Annotated in this window: 23 protein-coding genes; 11 read left to right on the top strand and 12 right to left on the bottom strand. The window is 70.3% G+C overall.

Annotated elements, in window-relative coordinates:
- Positions 1–3: 3 nt before the first annotated feature.
- Positions 4–696, top strand: coding sequence for a copper homeostasis protein CutC (locus tag CHR28_RS23000; protein WP_094055583.1), 693 nt, complete (start codon positions 4–6; stop codon positions 694–696).
- Positions 697–710: 14 nt separating this feature from the next.
- On the opposite strand, the gene CHR28_RS22995 is transcribed toward CHR28_RS23000, so the two are convergent.
- Positions 711–2750, bottom strand: coding sequence for a HelD family protein (locus CHR28_RS22995; protein WP_094055582.1), 2040 nt, complete (start codon positions 2748–2750; stop codon positions 711–713).
- Positions 2751–3018: 268 nt separating this feature from the next.
- Here CHR28_RS22995 and CHR28_RS22990 point away from each other — a divergent pair, with 268 nt between their 5' ends.
- Entirely contained in the window at positions 3019–3207 is a 189-nt protein-coding gene (locus CHR28_RS22990; protein ID WP_094055581.1) for a hypothetical protein, read from the top strand.
- 16 nt (positions 3208–3223) lie between these two features.
- Here the strand turns inward: CHR28_RS22990 and CHR28_RS22985 are convergent, their stop codons facing one another.
- Entirely contained in the window at positions 3224–4867 is a 1644-nt protein-coding gene (locus tag CHR28_RS22985) for a DNA repair helicase XPB (protein ID WP_094055580.1), read from the bottom strand.
- A gap of 179 nt (positions 4868–5046) precedes the next feature.
- Between CHR28_RS22985 and istB the strand changes: the two genes are divergently transcribed.
- Positions 5047–6264, top strand: coding sequence for an IS21-like element helper ATPase IstB (istB, locus tag CHR28_RS22980; protein WP_094055579.1), 1218 nt, complete (start codon positions 5047–5049; stop codon positions 6262–6264).
- Here the strand turns inward: istB and CHR28_RS22975 are convergent.
- The 3 genes from CHR28_RS22975 to CHR28_RS22970 all read right to left on the bottom strand — a co-directional run bounded on the left by CHR28_RS22975 (position 6242) and on the right by CHR28_RS22970 (position 9462).
- Positions 6242–6445, bottom strand: coding sequence for a hypothetical protein (locus CHR28_RS22975; RefSeq protein WP_094055578.1), 204 nt, complete (start codon positions 6443–6445; stop codon positions 6242–6244). The genes istB and CHR28_RS22975 overlap by 23 nt on opposite strands.
- Before the next feature lie 178 nt (positions 6446–6623).
- Complete coding sequence (locus CHR28_RS38480; protein ID WP_256984351.1) at positions 6624–6755, bottom strand: hypothetical protein; 132 nt, start codon at positions 6753–6755, stop codon at positions 6624–6626.
- 169 nt (positions 6756–6924) lie between these two features.
- Positions 6925–9462, bottom strand: coding sequence for a helicase C-terminal domain-containing protein (locus tag CHR28_RS22970; RefSeq protein ID WP_094055577.1), 2538 nt, complete (start codon positions 9460–9462; stop codon positions 6925–6927).
- A gap of 152 nt (positions 9463–9614) precedes the next feature.
- Between CHR28_RS22970 and CHR28_RS22965 the strand changes: the two genes are divergently transcribed.
- Entirely contained in the window at positions 9615–10601 is a 987-nt protein-coding gene (locus CHR28_RS22965; RefSeq protein ID WP_094055576.1) for a hypothetical protein, read from the top strand.
- Positions 10602–10657: 56 nt separating this feature from the next.
- Positions 10658–11281: an HAD family hydrolase gene (locus CHR28_RS22960; RefSeq protein WP_094055575.1), complete on the top strand. Its 624-nt coding sequence runs from the start codon at positions 10658–10660 to the stop codon at positions 11279–11281.
- Here the strand turns inward: CHR28_RS22960 and CHR28_RS38475 are convergent.
- The gene (locus CHR28_RS38475) at positions 11260–11508 is read right to left on the bottom strand and encodes a hypothetical protein (protein WP_094055574.1); all 249 of its coding nucleotides are present in this window, start codon (positions 11506–11508) and stop codon (positions 11260–11262) included. The genes CHR28_RS22960 and CHR28_RS38475 overlap by 22 nt on opposite strands.
- 177 nt (positions 11509–11685) lie before the next feature.
- Here CHR28_RS38475 and CHR28_RS22950 point away from each other — a divergent pair, with 177 nt between their 5' ends.
- Positions 11686–13302 carry a recombinase family protein gene (locus CHR28_RS22950; protein ID WP_094055573.1) on the top strand — a complete coding sequence of 539 codons (1617 nt, stop codon included), beginning with the start codon at positions 11686–11688 and terminating at the stop codon, positions 13300–13302.
- A gap of 188 nt (positions 13303–13490) precedes the next feature.
- On the opposite strand, the gene CHR28_RS22945 is transcribed toward CHR28_RS22950, so the two are convergent.
- A complete protein-coding gene (locus CHR28_RS22945; protein ID WP_094055716.1) occupies positions 13491–13718 on the bottom strand; it encodes a GntR family transcriptional regulator in 228 nt (75 codons plus the stop codon).
- Positions 13719–13825: 107 nt separating this feature from the next.
- Between CHR28_RS22945 and CHR28_RS22940 the strand changes: the two genes are divergently transcribed.
- Positions 13826–14161 (top strand): hypothetical protein, encoded by a 336-nt coding sequence (locus CHR28_RS22940; RefSeq protein ID WP_256984350.1) that lies wholly within the window; start codon positions 13826–13828, stop codon positions 14159–14161.
- 94 nt (positions 14162–14255) lie between these two features.
- On the opposite strand, the gene CHR28_RS37520 is transcribed toward CHR28_RS22940, so the two are convergent.
- Positions 14256–14840 carry a hypothetical protein gene (locus tag CHR28_RS37520; protein WP_143655877.1) on the bottom strand — a complete coding sequence of 195 codons (585 nt, stop codon included), beginning with the start codon at positions 14838–14840 and terminating at the stop codon, positions 14256–14258.
- Between the two features lie 1107 nt (positions 14841–15947).
- Between CHR28_RS37520 and CHR28_RS38470 the strand changes: the two genes are divergently transcribed.
- The 3 genes from CHR28_RS38470 to CHR28_RS38820 all read left to right on the top strand — a co-directional run bounded on the left by CHR28_RS38470 (position 15948) and on the right by CHR28_RS38820 (position 16952).
- Complete coding sequence (locus tag CHR28_RS38470) at positions 15948–16151, top strand: recombinase family protein (protein ID WP_256984372.1); 204 nt, start codon at positions 15948–15950, stop codon at positions 16149–16151.
- A complete protein-coding gene (locus tag CHR28_RS38465) occupies positions 16123–16410 on the top strand; it encodes a recombinase family protein (RefSeq protein WP_256984349.1) in 288 nt (95 codons plus the stop codon). The genes CHR28_RS38470 and CHR28_RS38465 overlap by 29 nt, the downstream gene beginning before the upstream one ends.
- 158 nt (positions 16411–16568) lie before the next feature.
- Positions 16569–16952, top strand: a complete 384-nt coding sequence (locus tag CHR28_RS38820; RefSeq protein ID WP_010035896.1) for a cold-shock protein — start codon at positions 16569–16571, stop codon at positions 16950–16952.
- Between the two features lie 3 nt (positions 16953–16955).
- Here CHR28_RS38820 and CHR28_RS22925 read toward each other — a convergent pair whose 3' ends face one another.
- From CHR28_RS22925 to CHR28_RS22910, 4 genes are all read right to left on the bottom strand, one after another.
- Entirely contained in the window at positions 16956–17804 is an 849-nt protein-coding gene (locus CHR28_RS22925; protein WP_094055572.1) for a 1,4-dihydroxy-6-naphthoate synthase, read from the bottom strand.
- Entirely contained in the window at positions 17794–18519 is a 726-nt protein-coding gene (locus CHR28_RS22920) for a futalosine hydrolase (RefSeq protein WP_094055571.1), read from the bottom strand. The genes CHR28_RS22925 and CHR28_RS22920 overlap by 11 nt, the downstream gene beginning before the upstream one ends.
- The gene (locus tag CHR28_RS22915; RefSeq protein WP_179272532.1) at positions 18489–18962 is read right to left on the bottom strand and encodes a DUF2771 domain-containing protein; all 474 of its coding nucleotides are present in this window, start codon (positions 18960–18962) and stop codon (positions 18489–18491) included. The genes CHR28_RS22920 and CHR28_RS22915 overlap by 31 nt, the downstream gene beginning before the upstream one ends.
- 72 nt (positions 18963–19034) lie before the next feature.
- Positions 19035–20468: an MFS transporter gene (locus CHR28_RS22910; protein ID WP_094055714.1), complete on the bottom strand. Its 1434-nt coding sequence runs from the start codon at positions 20466–20468 to the stop codon at positions 19035–19037.
- Between the two features lie 251 nt (positions 20469–20719).
- Between CHR28_RS22910 and CHR28_RS22905 the strand changes: the two genes are divergently transcribed.
- The gene (locus CHR28_RS22905; RefSeq protein WP_094055569.1) at positions 20720–21646 is read left to right on the top strand and encodes a DUF3027 domain-containing protein; all 927 of its coding nucleotides are present in this window, start codon (positions 20720–20722) and stop codon (positions 21644–21646) included.
- The last annotated feature ends 207 nt before the right edge of the window (positions 21647–21853 follow it).

Below are 21853 nucleotides of genomic sequence, written 5' to 3'. Positions count from 1 at the left end.
CCCATGAGCAAGCGTGCAGTCCTGGAGGTGATCGCCCTCGGCGTCGAGGACGCGGTCGCCGCCCAGGCGGGAGGCGCGGACCGCCTTGAACTGGTCACCGACATGGCGGCCGACGGGCTCACCCCGTCGGCCGCGACCGTCGCCGGGATCCGGCGGGCCGTGGACCTCTCCCTGCGGGTGATGATCCGGCTGGCGGACGGCTTCGCGGCCGGGGACGTCGACCGGCTCGCCGACACGGCCGCGGAGTTGCGCCAGGCCGGGGCGGAGGAGTTCGTGCTCGGGTTCCTCGACGAAGGGGGCTCGGTGGACCTGGCGGCCGTGGAGCGGGTCGTCGCCGCGCTGGACGGCTGCCCCTGGACGTTCCACCGGGCCATCGACCGGGCCGCCGACCGGGCCGCCCTGCGCAAGCAGCTGGACGGGATGCCGGGGCTGGACACCTACCTGACGGCCGGGTCGGCGGACGGGGTCGACGGCGGACTGCCCGTGCTGCTCGCCGAGGCCGGGCGGGCCGGGGAGCCGGGGTACGGGCAGCAGTTGCTGGTGGGCGGCGGGCTGCGGCTCGACCATGTGCCGGTGCTGCTGAAGGCCGGGGTGGACGGCTTCCACATCGGCGGGGCGGCTCGCCCCGGGGGCTGGGACGAGCCGGTGTCCGCCGAGGCCGTGGCCGAGTGGCGGGCCGCGGTGGACGCTTCCTGAAGGGTGCCCGGCGCTTACCCGAGTTGCTCCGGCAGCGGAGCCGCGTGGGTCACCGTCAGACCCGAGACCGCCCGGGTGAGGGCCACGTACAGGCGGCGCAGGCCGGTGCGTTCGTCGGGTTCGCCGTCGACCACCGCGCCGGGCTCGTCCAGCACCACGTAGTCGTACTCCAGGCCCTTCGCCAGGGACGCCGGGACCAGGGTCAGGCGGGTCTCACGGGTGGTCTCCTCGCCGGGGCCCACATACGGGAGGCCGGCCTCCTTCAGGGCCTCGGCCAGTTCGGGCACGCGGGCGTCCGCCGCGATCAGGCCCGTCGAGCCCTCGTGGCGCAGCGACTCGCGGCAGGCGGCGACCACGTCGGCGGTGCCGGAGACCGGGCGGACCTCGAAGTGGCCCGGGTTCTCGCGGATCGACACCACCGGCGTCAGGCCCGGCGCGATGTGCGGCAGCAGGCGTGAGGCGTAGGTGATGACGTCCGTGGGGACGCGGAAACCCGCCGTCAGCTCCTCGATCACGGCGTCCGGCTTGCCCAGGTGGGACAGCGCCTCCTCCCAGCTGCGCGTCGCCCACGGCGTGGTGCCCTGCGCCAGGTCGCCGAGGACCGTCGCACTGCCCGTGGTGCAGCGGCGGCCCACCGCCCGGTACTGCATGGGGGAGAGGTCCTGCGCCTCGTCGAGGACGACGTGGCCGAGGGAGTGCGTGCGCTGGACCAGGTCGGTGGCCTCGTCGACCAGGACGGCGTCCGCGGTCGACCACCGGGCCGACTTCACGCTGCGCGCCGGCTTCGCCCAGAGGATCGCCTTCTGCTCGTCCGCGTCGAGGATCCCCTCCGCGTGGGCCGCGAGGAACTCCGCGTCCGACAGCAGCCGCAGCACCAGTTTCGCCGGGTCGACCGGCGGCCAGATCGCCTTGACCGCCGCCTTCACCGCGCTGTTGCGGGCCACCGCGTCCTGCACCCGGTCGTCGGGCGCCTCCCCCGAGCGTTCCATCTGCACCAGCACGGCGTGCGCGATGCGCTGCGGCAGGGCCTCGCGGGCGGCGCCGTAGCGGATGTCGCGGTCCAGCAACTCCCGGACGATGTCCTCCAGTTCGTGCGCCGGAACCCGCCAGCGGCGCGAGCCGCGCACCACCACGACCGGCTCGGTGGGCAGCGTGACGTGGGAGTAGAGGGCCCGGCGCAGCACCTCGGCCATGCGGGCGTCCCCCTTGACGACCGCGGCCGTGGCGTCGTCGGTGCCCTTGATCTCGACGTGCGCGACCAGGTCCTCGACGGTGGCCTGCCGGACGGTCAGCTCACCGAGGGCCGGGAGCACCTGCTCGATGTAGTGCAGGAAGGACCGGTTCGGCCCGATGACCAGCGTGCCGGTGCGGGCGAGGCGCTCGCGGTGGGCGTAGAGCAGATAGGCGACCCGGTGCAGGCCGACGGCCGTCTTGCCGGTGCCGGGGCCGCCCTGCACGCACACCGTGCCGGACAGGCCGGACCGCACGATCTCGTCCTGCTCGGGCTGGATCGTCGCGACGATGTCCCGCATCGGGCCCACGCGCGGCCGTTCGATCTCCTGCTGGAGCAGCTTGCTGGTACGGGCCGCCTCCGCGGGGTCCGAGAGGTGCTCGTCCTCGTACGCCGTGAGGTCGCCGCCCGTGTAGCCGAAGCGGCGGCGCAGCGCGATGTCCATCGGGTCCTTCTTGGACGCCCGGTAGAACGGCTGCGACACCGGGGCGCGCCAGTCGACGACCATGGGGTCGCCGTCGTGGTCGTGCACATGCCGCCGCCCGACGTAGAAACGCTCACCCTCCGCCCCCTCGGCCTGCTCGCTGCCCGGCGCGTGCAGATAGTCGAGCCGGCCGAAGAACAGCGGGGTCTCGCTGAGGTCGGCCAGGGCCTTGATGCGCTCCTCGATCTGGCGCGCGAGCACCTCCGCGTTCACCCAGTTCGCGGTGACGTCGCTGATGTCGAGGGCTTCGACGTCCTCGCGCATGGCGCGCAGGGCGGAACGGGACGCGGCGAGGTGGGAGCGCTCACGCGCGAGCGGGTCGTCGACGGGCGTGGACAAGGGACTGCCTCCGGAAGGGACCTGCTGGGGAAGGGCGGTGAGATGCCGGCCGGTTTCCGTCCGGTCGGCGGCACTCCGTCGAGGGAGGCGGGCAAGAGCGGAGATTTTAGGGGAGCGGGCGCGGTGGACGCGAACGCTTTTCTCGTCCCCTAGGGGACGCCGCCCTCCTCCCGAGGGGCCCGCGTCCGCCCGGGGGCGTACCCGAGCCCCGCGAGGTTCGGTCCCGAGACCGACGCAGGTCTTACGGGACGAAACGCACCATGGAGACATGAGCGCAGCAACCATCCACCCCGCCCCGGCACCGGGCCGCCCGCCCGGCGCCACCGCCGTGTCCGGCAGTCACCGCCACCGCCTCGGCGACGCCCTGCGCGCCGTCAAGGTCTTCGCGGTGGCCGCCTTCGACGTGGTCATCCTCGGTGAGTACGGAGAGGAAGTCGGCGTGGTCCGCCGCAAGTGACGGGCCCCGGCCGGCGTCAGCTCTCCGCGAGCAGCTCGTCCGCGTCCATGATCCGGTACGCGTACCCCTGCTCCGCCAGGAAGCGCTGCCGGTGCGCGGCGAAGTCCTGGTCGATCGTGTCCCGGGCGACCACGGAGTAGAAGTGCGCCTGGTGGCCGTCGGCCTTGGGCCGCAGCACCCGGCCGAGGCGCTGGGCCTCCTCCTGCCGGGAGCCGAAGGTGCCCGAGACCTGGATCGCCACCGTCGCCTCGGGCAGGTCGATCGAGAAGTTCGCGACCTTGGACACCACCAGCACGCTGATCTCGCCCTCGCGGAAGGCGTCGAAGAGCTTCTCCCGCTGCGCGTTCGACGTCTCGCCCTTGATCACGGGCGCCCCGAGATGCTCGCCGAGCTCGTCCAGCTGGTCGATGTACTGGCCGATCACCAGGATCTGCTGCCCGGCGAAGCGGCGCACGATCGCCTCCGTGACCTTGCGCTTGGTCGCGGTCGTCGCACAGAAGCGGTACTTCTCCTCCGTCTCGGCCGTGGCGTACGCGAGCCGCTCGGAGTCCGTCAGATTGACCCGGACCTCCACGCAGTCGGCGGGCGCGATGTAGCCCTGCGCCTCGATCTCCTTCCACGGCGCGTCGAACCGCTTGGGCCCGATCAGCGAGAACACGTCCGACTCGCGGCCGTCCTCCCGGACCAGCGTGGCGGTCAGACCGATCCGGCGGCGCGCCTGCAGATCCGCCGTGAACTTGAAGACCGGCGCGGGCAGCAGGTGCACCTCGTCGTAGACGATCAGGCCCCAGTCCCGCGAGTCGAACAGCTCCAGGTGCGGGTAGACGCCCTTCCGCCGGGTCGTCAGCACCTGGTACGTGGCGATCGTGACGGGCCGGATCTCCTTCCTCGTCCCGCTGTACTCGCCGATCTCGTCCTCGGTGAGCGAGGTCCGCTTCACCAGCTCGTGCTTCCACTGCCGCGCCGAGACCGTGTTCGTGACGAGGATCAGCGTCGTCGACTTCGCCTGGGCCATCGCCCCGGCGCCCACCAGCGTCTTCCCGGCACCACAGGGCAGGACGACGACGCCCGAACCGCCGTGCCAGAAGTTCTCCACGGCCTGCTTCTGGTACGGCCTGAGCGCCCAGCCGTCCTCGGCCAGCTCGATCGGGTGCGCCTCGCCGTCCACGTACCCGGCGAGGTCCTCGGCCGGCCAGCCCAGCTTCAGCAGCGTCTGCTTGATCTGGCCCCGCTCGGAGGGGTGCACGGCGACCGTGTCCGGGTCGATCCGGGCGCCGACCAGCGGCGCGATCCGCTTGGACTTCAGCACCTCCTCCAGCACCGGGCGGTCCGTGGTCGTCAGGACCAGACCGTGCGCGGGGTGCTTGGAGAGGGTGAGGCGGCCGTAGCGGTCCATCGTCTCGGCGACGTCGACGAGCAGCGCGTGCGGCACCGGGTAGCGGCTGTACTGCACGAGCGCGTCCACGACCTGCTCGGCGTCGTGCCCGGCCGCGCGCGCGTTCCACAGGCCCAGCGGGGTCACCCGGTAGGTGTGGATGTGCTCCGGCGCCCGCTCCAGCTCCGCGAACGGAGCGATGGCCCGGCGGCAGTCGTCGGCCTGCTCGTGGTCGACTTCCAGGAGCAGGGTCTTGTCGGACTGGACGATGAGAGGTCCGTTCAACGCGGGTCCCTTCTGGAGGCGGCACCCTGGCATGAGTGCTCGGCCAAACGTCCAGTGTGCCTGATCGTCGGCGTGCGGGGGTGTGACGTGGGCGTCCCGGAAGCGACTGCGGTCGTACTGAATGCCTATTCATCCCAACGTGTGGTGTGAATTCAGTTTTTCCGGCGCGGCCCCGAAGAATGGCGCGGGTGCAGAACCCCCCGACCACCACGCTCGGATACGCCCTGTTCGCCACCCGCTGGCTCCAGGCCCCGCTGTACTTCGGGCTCGTGGCCGCCCAGGGCGTCTACGTCTACAAGTTCTTCAAGGAGCTGTGGACCTTAATCCTCATGTGCGTGGGCGGCCACGCCACCGAGACCTACGTCATGCTCGCCGTGCTGAAGCTGGTCGACGTCGTCATGATCGCCAACCTGCTGATCATGGTGATCGTCGGCGGCTACGAGACGTTCGTCTCCCGCATCGGCCTCCAGGGCCACCGTGACCAGCCCGAATGGCTCTCGCACGTCAACTCCAACGTGCTGAAGGTCAAGCTCGCCACGGCGATCGTGGGCATCTCCTCGGTCCATCTGCTCCAGATGTTCGTGGACGTCCACCACACCTCGCAGCACGCCCTGCTGTGGGGGACGGTGATCCATATGGCGTTCATCTTCTCGGCGGCGATCCTCGCGTACATGTCCGGGCCGATGGCCGCGCACGGCGACCGCGCGCACGCCGCCCGGCCGCCGGTGGAGCGCCCCAGGACCGAGCACACCCCCGAGCCCCGGCCCGAGGCCGTCACGGACGCGCCCGCGGTGCCCCGGCAGCCGGACCCGGACGGTGAGGCGGAGGCCCGGATCCGGGCCGCCGGCTTCCCCGCCCGCAAGCTGTTGGAGGACTTCGACGAGCGGCACCCGCGGGGCTTCGACCGGGAGACCGTCGCCCGGCTCGGCAAGGCGGAGTTCGTCGCCGCCCGGCGCAACGTGGTGTTCGTCGGCCCGCCCGGCACCGGCAAGACCCACCTGGCCGTCGCCCTGGGCGTACGGGCCTGCCAGGCCGGGCACCGGGTGCTGTTCGCCACCGCCGCCGAGTGGGCCGCCCGGCTGACCGACGCCCGGGCCGCCGGACGGCTCGACGCGGAGCTGGCCGCGCTCGACGAACACCCCCTCCTGATCGTCGACGAGGTCGGCTACACGCCCTTCGACCCGGACACCGCCGGGCTCTTCTTCCAGCTGGTCGCCCACCGCTACGAGCGGGCCTCCCTGATCGTCACCAGCGACCGCCCCCTCGGCCGCTGGAACGAGGTCTTCGGCGCGTCCGCCCCGGCGCTGACGGACCGCCTCGCCCACCACGCCGAGGTGGTGCGGCTGGACGGCGAGAGCTACCGGACGCGGCGCGCTAGCGCAGCGTGGGCAGACTGACGTTCTGGACCAGCGGACCCTCGATGGTGACCCCCTCGGTCACCAGCGGCTCGGTGACCAGCGACTCGGGACCGGCGGCAGGCAGCGGCAGCGGCAGCGCCCCGGCCGCCGCGGCGGGGGACGCGAGCGCGCCCACGAGGGCGACGGCGGCGAGGGCGACGGCGGGCAGCTTTTCACGCATGCGGACGACAGGGCCTTTCTGGAGACGACGGACGGGACCTTTCCCGGCGACGGCGACGGCGACGGCGACGGCGACAGCGACAAGGACAGCGACGGCGACAGCGATGGCGACGGCGGGCGCGGTCGCCGCGGGCCGGCCCGCGGGCGCGGGGCCGGCCCGTGAACGCGCGGACGGGCGATCAGATCTGCGGCGTCTCCAGGACCAGACCGGCGACATCGATGCTCACCGCGGCGGCCGGGGTGGCCAGCCCTCCGAACGTCATCAGGGCGGCGGTGGCCAGGACGGCGGCGACTCGACGAACAGCGCGCATGCGGGAAGTTCCTTTCGACAGCGCTCACAGGGACACCCCGTGGCTGCCCCCGGGCACCCCGCGTGATGCGACAGGCCCGGGAAGGTCGCCCGAGGGTGGGACATCCCCGGCGTGGCGTGCATGAACGCCGGCGTGCACCCGAACGGGTGAGAGGCCCGGCGCGGCGCCGTCAGCCCGCGTCGTCCGCCAGCTCCGCCACCCCGGTGATCCGGTGCAGCGGAAACGTACGGACCTCGTCCGCGGTGTGGTCGTACGCCGTGACGAAACCACCCTCGACGCGGATCGGGGCGATGACCCGCTGGCTGGCGGCGCCCTCGGCGTTGACGTAGCCGATCCACAGGGCCTCGCCGGTCAGGACGGCGGCCTGCATGGTGGCGAGGGTCTCGGCGGAGCCGGTGCGCGGCAGCTCCCCGTCGGCGGCCGGGGCCGTGCCGGGCTTGCGCGGCGTGGTGGAGGCGAGGTCGCCCGCGCGGATGGCGCGCAGGGCCGCCGCGAGGAGGGTGTCGTCGGGCACGGGCGGGCCGTCCGGGACCGGCTCGGGCGCGGAGCGCGGCGGGGTGCGGCGGGCCAGGGCGCGGGTGATCAGCACGTCGCCCTCGGCGGACTCGGCGGCCGGCGCGAACCCCATCGCCCGCAAGCCCTCCAGGAGACCCGCCGGGTCGGCCTGCGCGGCCAGCACGGTCGGCGCGAGCCGGCGCAGCCCAAGACCGGCGGCCCGCTTGTCGGCGAGGATCTCGCCGAGCATCGCGTCGTCGTCGCAGCGCACGTACGCCGAGGCCGCGCCCACGCGCAACTGCCCGTGTCTGCGGGCCACGTCGTCGATCAGGTACGACAGCGGCTGCGGCACCGGCGTACGGGAGTGGGCCGCGAGGAAGGCGTGCAGGTCGGAGGCGGTCTGTCCGGAGTCGAGGGCGCGCCGCACCGACCCGGGCGTGAACCGGTAGACGGTGGCCCCGCCCTTGGACTCGACGTCCGCCAGCACGCCCAGCATGTCGGCGAGCGGCCGCTCCAGCGGCCCGGGCGCCACCGCCGTGAGGTCGGCCTGCAGCAGCACGTGGTCCAGCGGCTCGGGCAGCAGCGGTGCGAGGACCCGGGCCGCCGCCGCGGAGGCGACGGCCTGCTCGGCGGGGGACAGGGGCGTCAGCGGGGCGGGGCGGTGGTGGTGGACGGGCAGCTTGTCCCCGGGGCCGGAGGACTCGGCCGGCCGGTCCTTCGGCACGGCCGCGGGCGCGCCCAGCAGGGCCCGGCCGTGGGCCGACAGCGCGCCCCGGCCGGTGACGCCCAGCAGCTCCGCCTCGGACAGCGTCCAGCGGGCGAGCCGGCCGCGCAGGTCGTCCTCGGGCCGGGCACCGCGCAGCGGGCGCTCCCAGCGCAGCCGGGCCAGCACCGACTCGGGGTCCGGCGCGGCCCCCTCCGGCAGGGCGGCCAGCAGGGCCAGCACCCGGTGGCGCACCTCGGGCGCCGCCGAGCGGTCCAGGCCCGGCCCGAGCGCCGACAGCGTCCGGTCCTTGGCGTCCCGCCCGCCGACCAGGCCGGCCGTCCGGGTCGCCGCGAGCCACGCCGTGACCAGCACCGACCAGCGCTCGGCGGGGGGCTGCTCGCGCCACTCGTCGTAGGCCGGGGTGGCCGCGTACCGCTCGTCGGCCTCCCCGTCCGAGGCGATCAGGCCCGCCGCGTACGCCAGCTCCACCCAGAACGCGGCGACCGGCTCCGGCACGTCCAGGGCGACGGCGGTCCGCTTCAGGTCCCGCACGCTCAGGCCCCCGGCCCGCAGCACCGCCGGGCCGCCCTCGTCCCAGTCCTTCAGCAGCTCCTCGACGGTCGCGAGCGCGGTGTACGCCTGCCCGGCCGCCGTGCTGTCCACAACCTGTGGACGGTGTACCGCGGCCGCCTCCACCGCCGGCGGCACCGGCTCGGGCGCCCGGTGCGCCAGCCCCCGCCGCAGGTGCAGCGCCACCTCGCGCGGCAGCACGACCGTCCCGGGCGCCGTCGGCAGCAGCAGCCCGCGGTCCAGCAGCCAGCGCAGCCGGGGCGCCGGATCGGCCGTGACCTGCCCGTACGGCGGTCCCCACACCAGCCGCTCCAGCACCTCCAGGGAGTCGGCCGGGGCCTGTGCGAGCAGGGCCGCCATCCGCCGGCGGTCGCCGAACAGCCCCGCCAGGGCGGTCACCGCCGAGACCGAGTCGTGCGTGGAGGGCAGCCCGGCCGTCGTGACGATCTCCTGGATCCGCCCCGGGGACATCCCCGCGGTGGCCTCCTGCACGGTGGGTCCCAGCCCCGTCGGCGAGGGGTGCTGCGGCGAGGGTGCCAGCAGCTCACGGGCCGTGCGCACCAGCCGCAGCCGGTCGTCGCCGCCCCACACCAGGGCCTGCTCGCGCAGCGTGTCCAGGGCGTGCGGCAGGGCGGCCACCACTGCCGGGTCGGCCGCGTCGCCCGCCATGAGCCCGAGCAGTTCGTCGTAGGCCGCCGGGTCCGCCGCCACGGCCAGCGCCTCCGCCGTCTGCAGCGTGAAGCGGTCCAGCCGCTCCAGGGCCCGCACTACCGAGGCGCGGGTGCCGGCGCGGGTCGCGAGCTGCGTGAGGTCGGTGGGCACGGGCGTGATGAGGTCCGGTCGGCTGCGCAGGAGCGCGCCCAGCGCGGCGTCGCCCCGCGCGCGGAGCGCTTCCGCGAGGGAGCGGGGGGCCACAGGCCTGTCCTCGGTGCTCATCCGGTCCACGGTAGCGGGTCGCCTCCGGCGGCCGGGCCGACTGTGCGCGGCCTCGCACCCGGACACCCCCCGTGCTTTTGGAAGCCCCGCCGGTCCGCGCGGTACCGTCGTCCGACGGCGTCACGCAACGCACCCGCCCCGGAGGGGACTTCGTGGGGATTGAGAGCGACCAGGTCGTTTACGAGTATCTGAGCCGCGTCGGCGACGTGGCCCAGCAGCAGCAGTTGTCGTCGGCCACCCGCATGCGCCTGGTCGCGGACCTGCGCAACGAGATCGACCGGCGCCGCGCCAGGGCCACCGTCGACTCGCCCGCCGCCGTCCGCCGCATCCTGACCCGTCTGGGCAGCCCCGACGATGTCGTGGCCGCCGCGGCGGACGGGCGCGAGCCGGGCGCCGCCCCCGCCGCCGTGCCCGTGCAGCCCGACCGCGAACCGCAGGGGCGGGAGCGGGCCAAGGGGGTGCGGCGCGTCGTGCCGCGGCCCCGCCCGGCGCGGCCCGCCGAGCAGGCGCAGCCCGCGCCCTTCGACGGCCCGGCCCCGCCGCACCTGGCCGCCGGGCACGAGCTCGGGGACAGCGCGCTCCAGCCGGACTGGTGGCGGGTCGACAGCAGCCCCTTCGGCGTGGGCGACGAGGTGCCGGGCTTCGTGGGCGGGGTGGAGCTGCCGGATTTGCTGAAGCCGCCGCCGCAGCGGAAGGCCGAGCCGGAGAAGCAGGAACCGGCCCCCGCCGTCGAGGCGGCCGAGCCGGTGGAGGAGACCGGGAAGAAGGGCCGCCGTCTCCTCCCGGGGCTGCCCGCCGCCGGGAACTGGAGCAACCCCCTGCTCCTGATCGCGGCCGGCCTCCTCGTCGCGGGCGCCGTCCTCGGCAACTGGTTCGTGCTCCTCCTCGGCTGGCTCATCGCCTACGCCTCACGCCGGTTGACCCCGGCGGAGACGAAGTGGGCGGTGGTGATCCTGCCCAGTACGGCGGTGGTGGCGGGCCTGGTGTGGCTGTGGGGACGGATGAACGACCGCTGGGGCGAGCCGATCGCCGAGGGCGCGATGAACGACGCGGTGGCGCAGACATGGCCCTGGGTGGTGCGGGGCGCGGCGGTGACGTCGGCCCTGTTCCTGGTCTGGCGTTCGCAGCGCCGCCGCTAGCGCGCCGCCGCCGGCCGCCCCGGGCGCGCGTCTGCCGTGCGGACCGGCTGGGCACAATGGCCCATATGGCATTCACCGTCGGCTTCGACCTCGACATGACCCTCATCGACTCCCGTCCCGGCATCCGCGCCTGCTACCTGGCGCTGTCCGAGCGGACGGGGACGTACATCGACGCCGATCTGGCGGTCACCCGGCTCGGGCCGCCGCTGGCCGAGGAGTTGGTCAACTGGTTCCCGGCCGAGGAGGTGGCGGCCGTGGCGGACCTGTACCGGGCGATGTACCCGACGATCGCCATCGAGGCGACCCCGGCGCTGGAGGGGGCCCGGGAGGCCGTCGCCGCGGTCCGGGAGGCCGGCGGGCGCGCGATCGTCGTCACCGCCAAGTACGAGCCCAACGCCAAGCTGCACCTCGCCCACCTGGGCCTGGAGCCCGACGCGGTCATCGGCGACCTGTGGGCCGAGCAGAAGGCGGAGGCCCTGCGCGAGCACGGCGCGGCCGTCTACGTCGGCGACCACGTCGGGGACGTCCGCGGGGCCCGTACGGCCGGCGCGCTCTCCGTCGCCGTGGCGACCGGCCCCTGCTCCCCGGAGGAACTGCGCGCGGCGGGCGCGGACGTCGTCCTCACCGGCCTGAGCGAATTCCCCGGGTGGCTTTCGGACTACCGTCCCGCGCGCGCCTGACGCCGGCCGGCCGAGACGGAACGCAGTACTCCCGCACCGGCCATCAGGAATCCGACCGCCATGAGCATGCTCAATCCGAACATGTACGTCGGAAAGGGCGTCGTTCCGAGGAACAGCGGGGCGACCGTGACCAGTGTGGCCACGGCACCGATGAAGAAGACGACGGCTCCGGCACGGACCAGACGGTCACCGGGCGCGGCGGAATTCGTTTGGGTTTTGTCACGCACCCGACCAGGGTAGTTCCCAGCGCGAAGGAACAACCCGGTGACGTCTTGTCACCGGCTGTAAGAGCATTAGCCTTGGTACCGGCGGGTCGTACGACCCGCCCGAGTGCTATCAAGAGCCGTTTCAGAAGCACAAGCAAGCCGGTTACCTAGGCACACAGACTCCGCTAGCCTCCCCTCATGCCACCTGGTCTGCGCTACCTCGCCTGTCTCCGCCTGTCTGCCGACTCGGACGGCTCTACGTCCATCGAGTGGCAACGTGGCGTGATCCGACACCACGTCAGCTCTCCTCACCTGTCCGGCGTCCTGGTGGGGGAGGCAGAGGACACGGACGTATCCGGCTCGATGAGCCCCTTCAAGCGTCCGAAGCTTGGACGCTGGCTCACGTCCAAGGCTGATGAGTTCGACGTGATCATTGCAGCCAAGATGGACAGGCTTACGCGTCGCTCGATGCACTTCAACGAACTCTTGGAGTGGGCACAGGAACACGGCAAGTTCATCGTCTGTGTTGAAGAGGGGTTCGACCTGAGCACCCCTCAGGGAAAGATGATGGCTCGCATGACTGCCGTATTCGCTGAGGCTGAGTGGGACACCATTCAGGCACGCATCCTCAACGGCGTACAGAGCCGCCTAGAGAACCGTTCCTGGCTTACGGGCGCTCCGCCTACCGGCTACCGCATCAAGGCCGTAGAGGGCGGCAAGAGGAAGGTTTTGGAGATTGACCAGGACTTCTATCCTTACGTGGAAGAGATCTTCACTCGTGTCCGTGAGGGACAGTCCACACACAGGATCGCCCGAGACTTCAATGCGCGTGGCGTACTCACATGGGGAGACCACCTCAGGAAATTGAAGGGGGAGGCAACCAAGGGAACGCAATGGCAGTCGACCATCATCAATAAGTTCATCCGCTCCTCTTGGGTTCCCGGTATCTACACGTACAAAGGGGAGGCCGTTCTAGACGACCAGGGAGAGCCGGTGATTCTTCCTGAAAAGCCTTTGGCTTCTATGGATGAATGGACAGACCTGGTCGACAGAATCAAACCGGCTCCCAAGCCTGTAGGAACGGAAAGCCGCACCGGTGGAAAGAGCCTGCTTGCCGGTATTGCCCGGTGTGGCAATTGTGGAGCGCCGGTTACTTCCCTTCTGAATTCCGGCCACACCAGGAAAGACGGAGAAAGGATTCCCGGACACAGGTATTACCGCTGCTCCAACAAGTTCAAGGGCGGTGGTTGCACTGTCGGTCTTTACGTCCGTGCTGACGTGCTCGATACGTGGGTTGACCAGGAGATTCGCGGGAGCGTAGGCACGTGGGACATGTACGAGCGAGCCGGTAAGGGACCCTCTCAGGCAAGGAAACTCCAGTCAGCTAGGGCACGCCTGGAAAAGCTGGAAGCTGACTTCCTGGCAGGTGAGTACGACGGGGAGGGACAGGAAGAGTCCTACCGGCGTATGCATAAAGGGCTGTCGGCAAAGGTCGCGCTACTCGCTAAGCAGGAAGAGGAAAGGGCTAACCCCACACTGAAAGCCACGGGTAAGAAGTACGGGGAAGTCTGGGGGTCCAAAGACCAGGAAGACCGTAGGGAATTCCTCCGCACCTATGGCGTAAAGATCTGGGCTTGGGATAAGGGGGCGGATGAAAACGAAAGGGGAATGGTTATGGATCTGGGAGATATCCAGACCATGGCTAATGAGCTTGCCCTTACCCGCCCTGGAAAGAAAGGCAAGATGACTAGAATGGTGATTAGTCATAACGTCACCGAAGAATACCGATGGAAGGCATTGGGGTTCGCTCGATAAAGAGAGGCATAAAGAAAGGCCCTGCCAAATGGTGGGGCCTTATTCTTTTATGGAATTGTTTATGAATTCGCCCCCCTATCTTTAACAATTGAATATCAATTCGGGGTGGTCCGGTCTTTCGCGTGCCTAGGGTCTCTTAGGGGAGGGGCAGTAGCCGAGAACCGTCCTCAGAACCTCTGTACGGCTTTCTATGGCTTGGAGACGAACGATCCTTGTCCCAGGACGGTATAGAGCCGCCCCTCTTCCCTGAGAGCCGCTACGGCTTTCTGCACGGTCGACGGAGCCACGTCCAACTCCGCAGCAAGGTCGACCACGGCAGGGAACCTCTCGCCAGGGGCGTACGTACCGGCGTCCAGTCGTCGGCGTAGCTCGGCAGCAACCTGGGGCCATACGGGCTTGCTGCGGTCAAGATCCATGGGACCGAGCATCCGTGAGTACGCGCATTCACGCGACCGCGTATACGCGTATGCGCGTATCCTCAGCTCCGGAAGGACCCCCGCGACCGGGCGAACGGTCCGGGGGCATGGCCACCAGCTATGAGGAGCTGATGACAGTGAGCCAGCCTAGTCATGTCCGGCTGGTGCCCTGGAAGGGGCCGGAAGGGAAGCCAGCGCATCTCGTCACGGACGGCACTCCCACACCCCTGTCTCTCCTGGCAGACAAGATCGAGACTCAGCAGATCGAATCAGCAGCCGTGATCGTGGAGTTGGCGCGGCCGATGGTGGGGGAGGAAGCCAAGCTGACAGCGGATGAGCTGCGCTGGATCGCCGGACGGCTCATCGAGAGCCTGACAGACGTTCTGAACATCGCTGAGAGCCGTGCACAGAGGCTCCCGGCGTACGAGGAGCCGGGGGAGTAGCCCAAGCCCTCAGAGAGCCCCTGGACGCCTTGTCTGGGGGCTCTCTCATGCCCAAGCGCAGATGTTCCTCAAGCCAGGGTCCAAGGGCCCTCTGTCATCTGGCTTCTATATCCGTTTGCAGCGTAGAACGTGCAGCCTGGATGAATTCTCGTTCAATATTCACCCTGGCTGTTTCTGCGTCCTGTAGCTCCTGGCTGTACGCCTCTCCGACTCCCGGGCCATGCTCGGCTCGGTTCCTCTGAATTACGTCCTGCACTTCTTTGTGAACTACCACCACAGATTGCGCGAGCGGGACAAGCGATACGGGTCCTTTCAGCTCCACAAGGAAAGCAAGCCCAATCAGTTCTCCCATAGCGTCTTTCAGAGGGGCAGCGTACTGATCTGTAAATTCCCTATCTTCGCGGGTGCCGCTTGATGAGTGGTGCCTCATGGTGACTCGGGAATCTGTGTCGTGAAGCCTCTTAGCTTCCAGCTCAGAAACCTGGCCTGCCTTTTTGAGGAACTGAGCGTAGATATCCCGCCGTACGTCACGATGCCGTGACCGTTCCTCAAGGAGGTGCTTACGCTCCTGAGTAGCGTTCTCCTGCCTCCCCTTCAGGAGGCTGAACGCACCAGCTATAAGTCCACCCGTAGCTACGCCTGTACCTCCGAGCAGGGCAGCAATTAGTTGTGAATCCATAGAGCCCCCACGTGATCAGAGTCCCGGTCCTACCCCTGTGGTCAGCTCACGAAACACTGTCGACCGCAATCGTCGGCCCCGGCCACAGGTAAGCGGAATGACTCATGTCTGTTTGTCAGTGGTGCGTGAGAAGATAGAAGGGAAGTTGAGGAAGGGAGGTAAACAACATCAACAGACCAACGCGTAAGCCAGCGAGGAAGTTGAAGGCGGGTGACCATCTGAGGCTCTGGAACGGCAAGACTGCCGAGATTCTGGCGATTGAGGAAGCGGTGAACCAGGTAGGGAGGAAGGCTCTCATCCTGCGCCTGTACAAGGCAGGAACCATGGTTGTTAAGCGGGATAGGTACATGAACATGCACTATCCAGAGTAGTAACTAGAGTGGCGTGGAGCCGGTATCTCCAAACTTGGAGGTACTGGCTCCCTTAGTTGGTGGTGTCCAACAGGAGTAACTCTATCTGGTCGAGATACCCCGTGAACTACCCACTTTCCTTGGTGTCACGGCTGGAATTCCTTTGGAATTGCCATTCAGTAGCCTTATTCAATGACATTCCTAAGGGAATTAATGTACCCCAGCCGGCTGAGATATTCCATTACCAGAGGAATGCCAATAGAGAAGTCGGGGGATTCCTAATCAAGCAAACCAGGGAAACCCAATCCGCCGAAGGCGGGTATTAGTCTCAACCAGGGCATACCCCAAATCTGTCTATCCCTTGGTTTCCCCTGGTCTAGTGAATTACTCTCCCTGTAATCATTCGCTGTCCCTGGCTACGCCAGGTGCAGCGATTTTTCCATTCGTCTTGTTACTTCTTCTAGTTCTTTCTTATTGTTTGTAGCCGGTTTCTCGGCTACCCCCTGGTCGGTTTTCCGGCTACCCCCCCCTAGCCGGGATTCCGGCTACCCCCATCTTGCGCCTGTCCATCTCCAGCTTCATACGGTTGGCTGACACGGCCAGACGCGGGGCAACGTCACTTCCCTTGGCCTCAATCCCGCACCATGCCTTCTTGTCCTTTTCCATGATTGTGTCCTTCACGGTCACTTCCACGTGTGCCGTTCCGTGCTTGTAGGTCTCCTCATCAAGGGCTCTCAAGGCTGCTGGCTGCTCCCGCATCTTCGTAGACAAGGCTTCTGGCAAGAACACCGACCGTCCCGAACTCGGTAAGGCTCTCGACTACATGCGAGAGGGTGACTCCCTCTGTGTCTGGAAGCTGGACAGGTTCGCCCGCTCCCTTATCGACCTGGTGACCACGGTGCGCTCTGAGGGAGCGCGGTATTGGCTTCAAGGTGCTTACGGGCGCTCTCGCCAACATTGACCCCAGCACTCCTGATGGGCGGCTCATGCTCCAAGTCATCGGAGCCATGGCGGAGTTCGAGCGTTCCTTGATTGTTGAGCGCACCCGCGCTGGTCTCGACGCGGCCAAGGCTCAGGGGCGTACCGGTGGACGTCCCTCCGTCATCACTGAGGACGTGCTGACTGTTGCCAAGGCTCGTAAGGCTATGGGGGAGAGCATCACTGCCATTGCCAAGGCTCTCGGAGTCTCCCGCGCCACCCTCTACCGGCACCTTGGCTAGCCCTCACGCTTCCCCCACCACTTTGAGCCTCTGCCTTCACTGGTAGGGGCTCAGTGTCGTTTTAAGGCGTGTTCCGGTGGAGAGACCCCCGGTAGGCTGTCTCAACGGCAGATCAAGGGTGTCCGGCCAGTCCGGGAGCGATCGAGGGAGCGTGTGCTTTGCCGACTGGCAAGGTCAAGTGGTTCAACAGCGAGAAGGGCTTCGGCTTTCTCTCCCGCGACGACGGCGGTGACGTCTTCGTCCATTCCTCGGTCCTCCCCGCCGGAGTCGAGACGCTCAAGCCGGGACAGCGCGTGGAGTTCGGGGTCGTGGCCGGACAGCGCGGCGACCAGGCGCTGTCCCTGACGATCCTGGACCCGACCCCGTCCGTCGCGGCGGCGACCCGCAAGAAGCCCGACGAGCTGGCCTCGATCGTCCAGGACCTGACGACGCTCCTGGAGAACATCACGCCGATGCTGGAGCGCGGCCGCTACCCCGAGAAGACCGCCGGCAAGAAGATCGCGGGCCTGCTCCGCGCGGTCGCCGACCAGCTGGACGTCTGAGCCTCAGGGGAACCGCAGCGCGTCCGGGCCGAGGGGCGGTACGAGCCCCTCGGCCGCCGCGCGGGTGAGCAGTCCGCGTACGGCGGCGTAGCCGTCCTCGCCGAGGTCGGCGGTGAACTCGTTGACGTACAGCCCGATGTGCTGGTCGGCCACGGCCGGGTCCATCTCCTGGGCGTGCTCCATCACGTACGGCCGGGACGCCTCGGGGTCGTCCCAGGCGGCCCGCACGGACGCCCGGACCGCGTCCGCGAGCCCCCGCAGCCGCTCCTCGCCCAGCGACCGCTTGGCGATGATCGCGCCGAGCGGGATCGGCAGGCCGGTGGTGTGCTCCCAGTGCTCGCCCATGTCGGCGAGCTTGTGCAGCCCGTAGTTCCGGTAGGTGAAGCGCGCCTCGTGGATCACGAGCCCCGCGTCGACCTTCCCGTCCCGCACGGCCGGCATGATCTCGTGGAACGGCATGACGACGATCTCGCCGACCCCGCCCTCCAGCGTGTCCGCGGCCCACAGCCGGAACAGCAGGTACGCCGTGGACTTCTCGCTCGGCACGGCGACGGTCCGCCCGGTGAGGTCGGCGTCCGCCTCCCGGGTCAGCACCAGCGGCCCGCAGCCCCGCCCCAGCGCGCCGCCGCAGGGCAGCAGGGCGTAGTCGTCCAGCACGTACGGCAGCACGGCGTACGACACCTTCAGCACGTCGTACTCGCCGCGCTCGGCCATGCCGTTGGTGAGGTCGATGTCGGCGAAGGTCACGTCCAGCGCGGGGGCGCCGGGGACGCGGCCGTGGGCCAGGGCGTCGAAGACGAACGTGTCGTTCGGGCAGGGGGAGTACGCGATCTGCAGCTGCTCAGCGGTCATGCCGGTTCCAACCCTCCAGTACGGGCGCGAGCTTCCCGAACGCCTCGGTCAGGGCCGCCAGCGCGTCGGGAATGCGCCAGGCGTCCCGGTCCCTGGGGCCGACCGGATTGGAGACCGCCCGGATCTCCAGCACGGGCACGCCCTGCGCGGCGGCGGCCTCGGCGACCCCGAAACCCTCCATGGCCTCGGCGAGCGCGGTGGGGTGCCGCTCACGGAGCGCGGCGGCCCGGGCGGCCGTCCCGGTCACGGTGGACACGGTGAGCACGGCCCCGGCCCGGGCCCCGGTGGCCTCGGCGACCCGCCGCACCAGTTCCCCGGGCGGCCGGTGCCGGACGGTACCGAACCCCAGCTCGGTGACCGGCAGGAACCCGTCCTCGGTCTCGGCGCCCAGATCGGCCGCGACGACCTCGTCGGCGACGACCAGCGACCCCACGGGCGCGTCCGGCTGGAACCCGCCCCCGATCCCGGCGGACACCACCAGGTCGTAGGGCCGGTCCCGCAGGGCGGCGGCGGTGAGGGCGGCGGTGGTGGCGGCGGCGGCCGACGCGGGGCCCACGCCGACGGTGATCACGTCGAGCGGGGCCTCGCCACCCGCACGGGCAGCCGGAAGACCCGCCGCCACCGCGTCCCGCTCCACGGGAACAGCGGTGGCGACCAGCACCCGGCCGGGCCCGGCGGCAGCGATCAGGCGTCCTTCTTCAGCTTGAAGTTCCACAGGCCCGACGGCTCCTTGTCGCCCTCCTTGATGGAGACGAGCGTGGAGTTGCCCTGCGCGCCGTACTGGGCGTTGAAGAACACGCTGCCCGGAATCGTGCGGTACGTCTTCTTGCTGGCGTCGGTCAGCGGCTGACCGTTCATCAGGATCGTCCAGCCCTTGTCGGCGATCTCCGGGTCGACGCCGAAGCGGACGGTCTCGTCCGGGTCGACGGAGATGCTCTTGATGCCCTTGTCCTTCAGGCACTGCGTGAGGTCGGACTGCTTCAGCGCGTCGCCCTCACCACCACAGGTGGCCTCGGAGTTCACCGAGTCGCTGCCCACGGTGACCGTGGCCATCGGCGTCGGCTTGTCACAGGCCGACAGGACGAGCAGTCCGGCGGATACGACACCGGCGACGGCGACGGCGCGGCGGCGTCGCACAGCGGATTGCAACGTGTTCATGGCCGAAGGCTATCGGGCCCGCCCGCCGGACCGCCCACGCGGGGTACGGCGTGCCCGGACCCCCTCGTTCCGCTACGCCACCCGGGCCCGCCCCGAGCCCCCGCGCCGCGCCGAGCCGACCAGCCCCCGCACGGTCGTCAGCCACCCGGTGCCGACGATCGCCGCCCCCACCGCGAGCCCGAGCGTGCCGTTGAGCGGCATGGCGATGCCGACCGCCCCGCCCAGCACCCAGGACACCTGCAACAGCGTCTCGGAGCGGGCGAAGGCCGAGGTGCGGACCAGTTCCGGCACGTCCCGCTGGATCAGCGCGTCCAGGGACAGCTTGGCCAGGGCCTGCGCGAAGCCGGCGATCGCCGCCAGGCCGGCGACCAGGACCGCGCTGAAGAACACCGCCGCCGTGATCGCCGCGCCCAGCACGCACGCCACGACCGTCACGATGATGATCTCCGGCGCCCGGGAGCGCAGCCACGCCCCGACCGCCGTGCCGAGCGCGTTGCCCGCGCCCGCGGAGACGCCGACTATCCCCAGGGAGACGGCGGCGCTCTGGCCGGAGATCGGGTGCTCGCGCAGCAGGAAGGCGAGGAAGAAGATCAGAAAGCCGGTGAGGCAGCGGATCGAGGCGTTGGCGCCCAGGGCGTGGGTGACGGCCGGGCCGACCGTGCGCAGCCCGGGGCGCTTGACCGGCTTGCGGTGCGGCCCGTGCAGATGCTGTTCGTCCGCCGCGAGCAGCGCCCGGTCCTCGCCCTTGGCGGAGTCGACCTTCGGCGGCAGCGTGAACGACAGGACCGTGCCCGCCACGAAGATCACGAAGGCGCCGTAGAGCGGCCAGCGCGGGCCGATCTGCTGCAGACCGGCGCCGATGGGCGCGGCGATGCCGGTGGCGAGGAGGCCGCCCAGGGTGACCCGCGAGTTGGCCTTCACCAGGGAGAAGCGCGGTGGCAGCAGGCGCGGCACGACGGCGCTTCTGACCACGCCGTACGCCTTCGAGGCGACGAGCACGCCGAGCGCGGCCGGGTAGAGCTGCAGGCTGCCGCTGACGACCGCGCCGGACAGGACCAGCGCGAGCAGCGCCCGGGCCAGCATCGCCCCGGCCATCGCGGCCCGGCGGCCGTGCGGGATGCGGTCGAGGAGGGGTCCGATCACCGGCGCGAGGAGCGTGAAGGGCGCCATGGTGATGGCGAGGTACAGCGCGACGCGCCCGCGGGCCTCGTCGGTCGGGACGGAGAAGAAGACGGTGGAGGCGAGGGCGACGGTGATCATGACGTCCCCGGCGCCGTTCACGCCGTGCAGCTCGATCAGTTTGCCGAGGCCGGACTCCCCGGCGCCGTGCGCGTGGGTGGCCTTGCGGATGCCGCGGGCGGTGCCGGTCACCGGGAAGTGCAGGGCGCGGCCGAGCGCGCGAAGGGGGCCGCCCGGACGGCCCGGTCCGCTCGGTCGGCTGCTTCCCTTGACCCCTTTCGACCCACCGGTCCCGGTGGCGCCCTGGGGCGTCTTCGCGGCTGCCACGTCGTCATAGTGCCCCGAGAACGCGATGGGTAGTGCCATTACCGCTTGTATAGGGCCTGTGGGGTGACTGTCCGGGTTGTCGTTCATGGAACCGGTCGGTGTACGCGAAGTGGGGCGGAAGGGTAGCGTGCGTATCTCAGCCATCCCGCAGAATGGATGAAGGACGTCGACGCGGTCCCCTGGTCCGCTCCGTCCCGCCTTGGCGCTGGGAGTGGCGCACTCGAGACGGCGTATGGAGAGAAGCGATACCTGTGAGCGCAGCGACAACGCGAAGCCGCACCCCCGACCGTCTGTGCGCCGAGGCCGTCGACCTCGCGCGTGCCGCAGCCGAGGAGGCCGCCGCGCCGGGCATCGTCGGTGAGCACGTGGGCGTGGTCTCCGAGGGCGACCGTGTCGTCACGCACTTCTTCGCCTGCCGCGAGCTCGGTTACCGGGGCTGGCGCTGGGCCGTGACGGTGGCCCGGGCCTCCCGCGCGAAGATCGTCACGGTGGACGAGGCGGTGCTGCTGCCCGGCCCGGACGCGGTGCTCGCGCCCGAGTGGGTGCCGTGGAGCGAGCGGCTGCGCCCCGGCGACATGGGCCCGGGCGACCTGCTGCCCACGGACGCCGAGGATCTGCGCCTGGAGCCCGGCTACTCGGGCGAGGACGAGCCCGCGCCGAACTCCCCGGTCTCCCACGAGATGGCCGACCTGGTGGAGGCCGAGGACGCCGACGTCACCGAGGAGCCCCCGTCCCGCCTGGCGGTCACGCCGTCCCGCGGCTCCATCGCGGCGGTCGCCGAGGAACTGGGCATGCGCCGGGCCCGCGTCCTGTCCCGCTACGGGCTGCACACCGCGGCCGACCGCTGGGAGGAGGCGTTCGGCCCCAAGACCCCCATGGCCCAGTCCGCCCCGGCCGCCTGCGTCAGCTGCGGCTTCCTCGTCCCCGTCGGCGGCTCCCTGGGCCAGGCCTTCGGCGTCTGCGCCAACGAGTTCTCCCCGGCCGACGGCCGCGTGGTCTCCCTGGCCTACGGCTGCGGCGGACACTCCGAGGCCGCCGTCATGCCGCGCCCCCCGCAGCCGGCCCCGCCGGTCATCGACGAGACCCGGGTGGACCCGTTCCCGCTGCGCCCGGCCTCTGACTCGGGGTCCGTGCCGGTCACGGAGGACGAGTCGACGGCGGAACTCGGACACTCCTAGCCCCCGCCCGCGCCCCGGCGGCCGGCCGACGCCGTCTCCGACCTCCGCCGGGTCCGTCTGAGGCCACTGCCGGCCGGCCCGAGGCCGCCCTGAGGGATTGCCCCGCGGCTGCGCCCGGTGGTGATCGGCACGGGCCGCTCGGTGGCCGGGGTGGCGCCCGCACCTGGTCCGAGGGGCCCTCCGGGGCGCGGTACCTTCGACCTCACG

The sequence above is a fragment of the Streptomyces sp. XY006 genome (assembly GCF_002237655.1).
Taxonomy (GTDB): domain Bacteria; phylum Actinomycetota; class Actinomycetes; order Streptomycetales; family Streptomycetaceae; genus Streptomyces; species Streptomyces levis.
The sequence above is the reverse complement of the archived record's forward strand: the minus strand, read 5'-3'. Positions and strand labels throughout refer to the sequence as shown.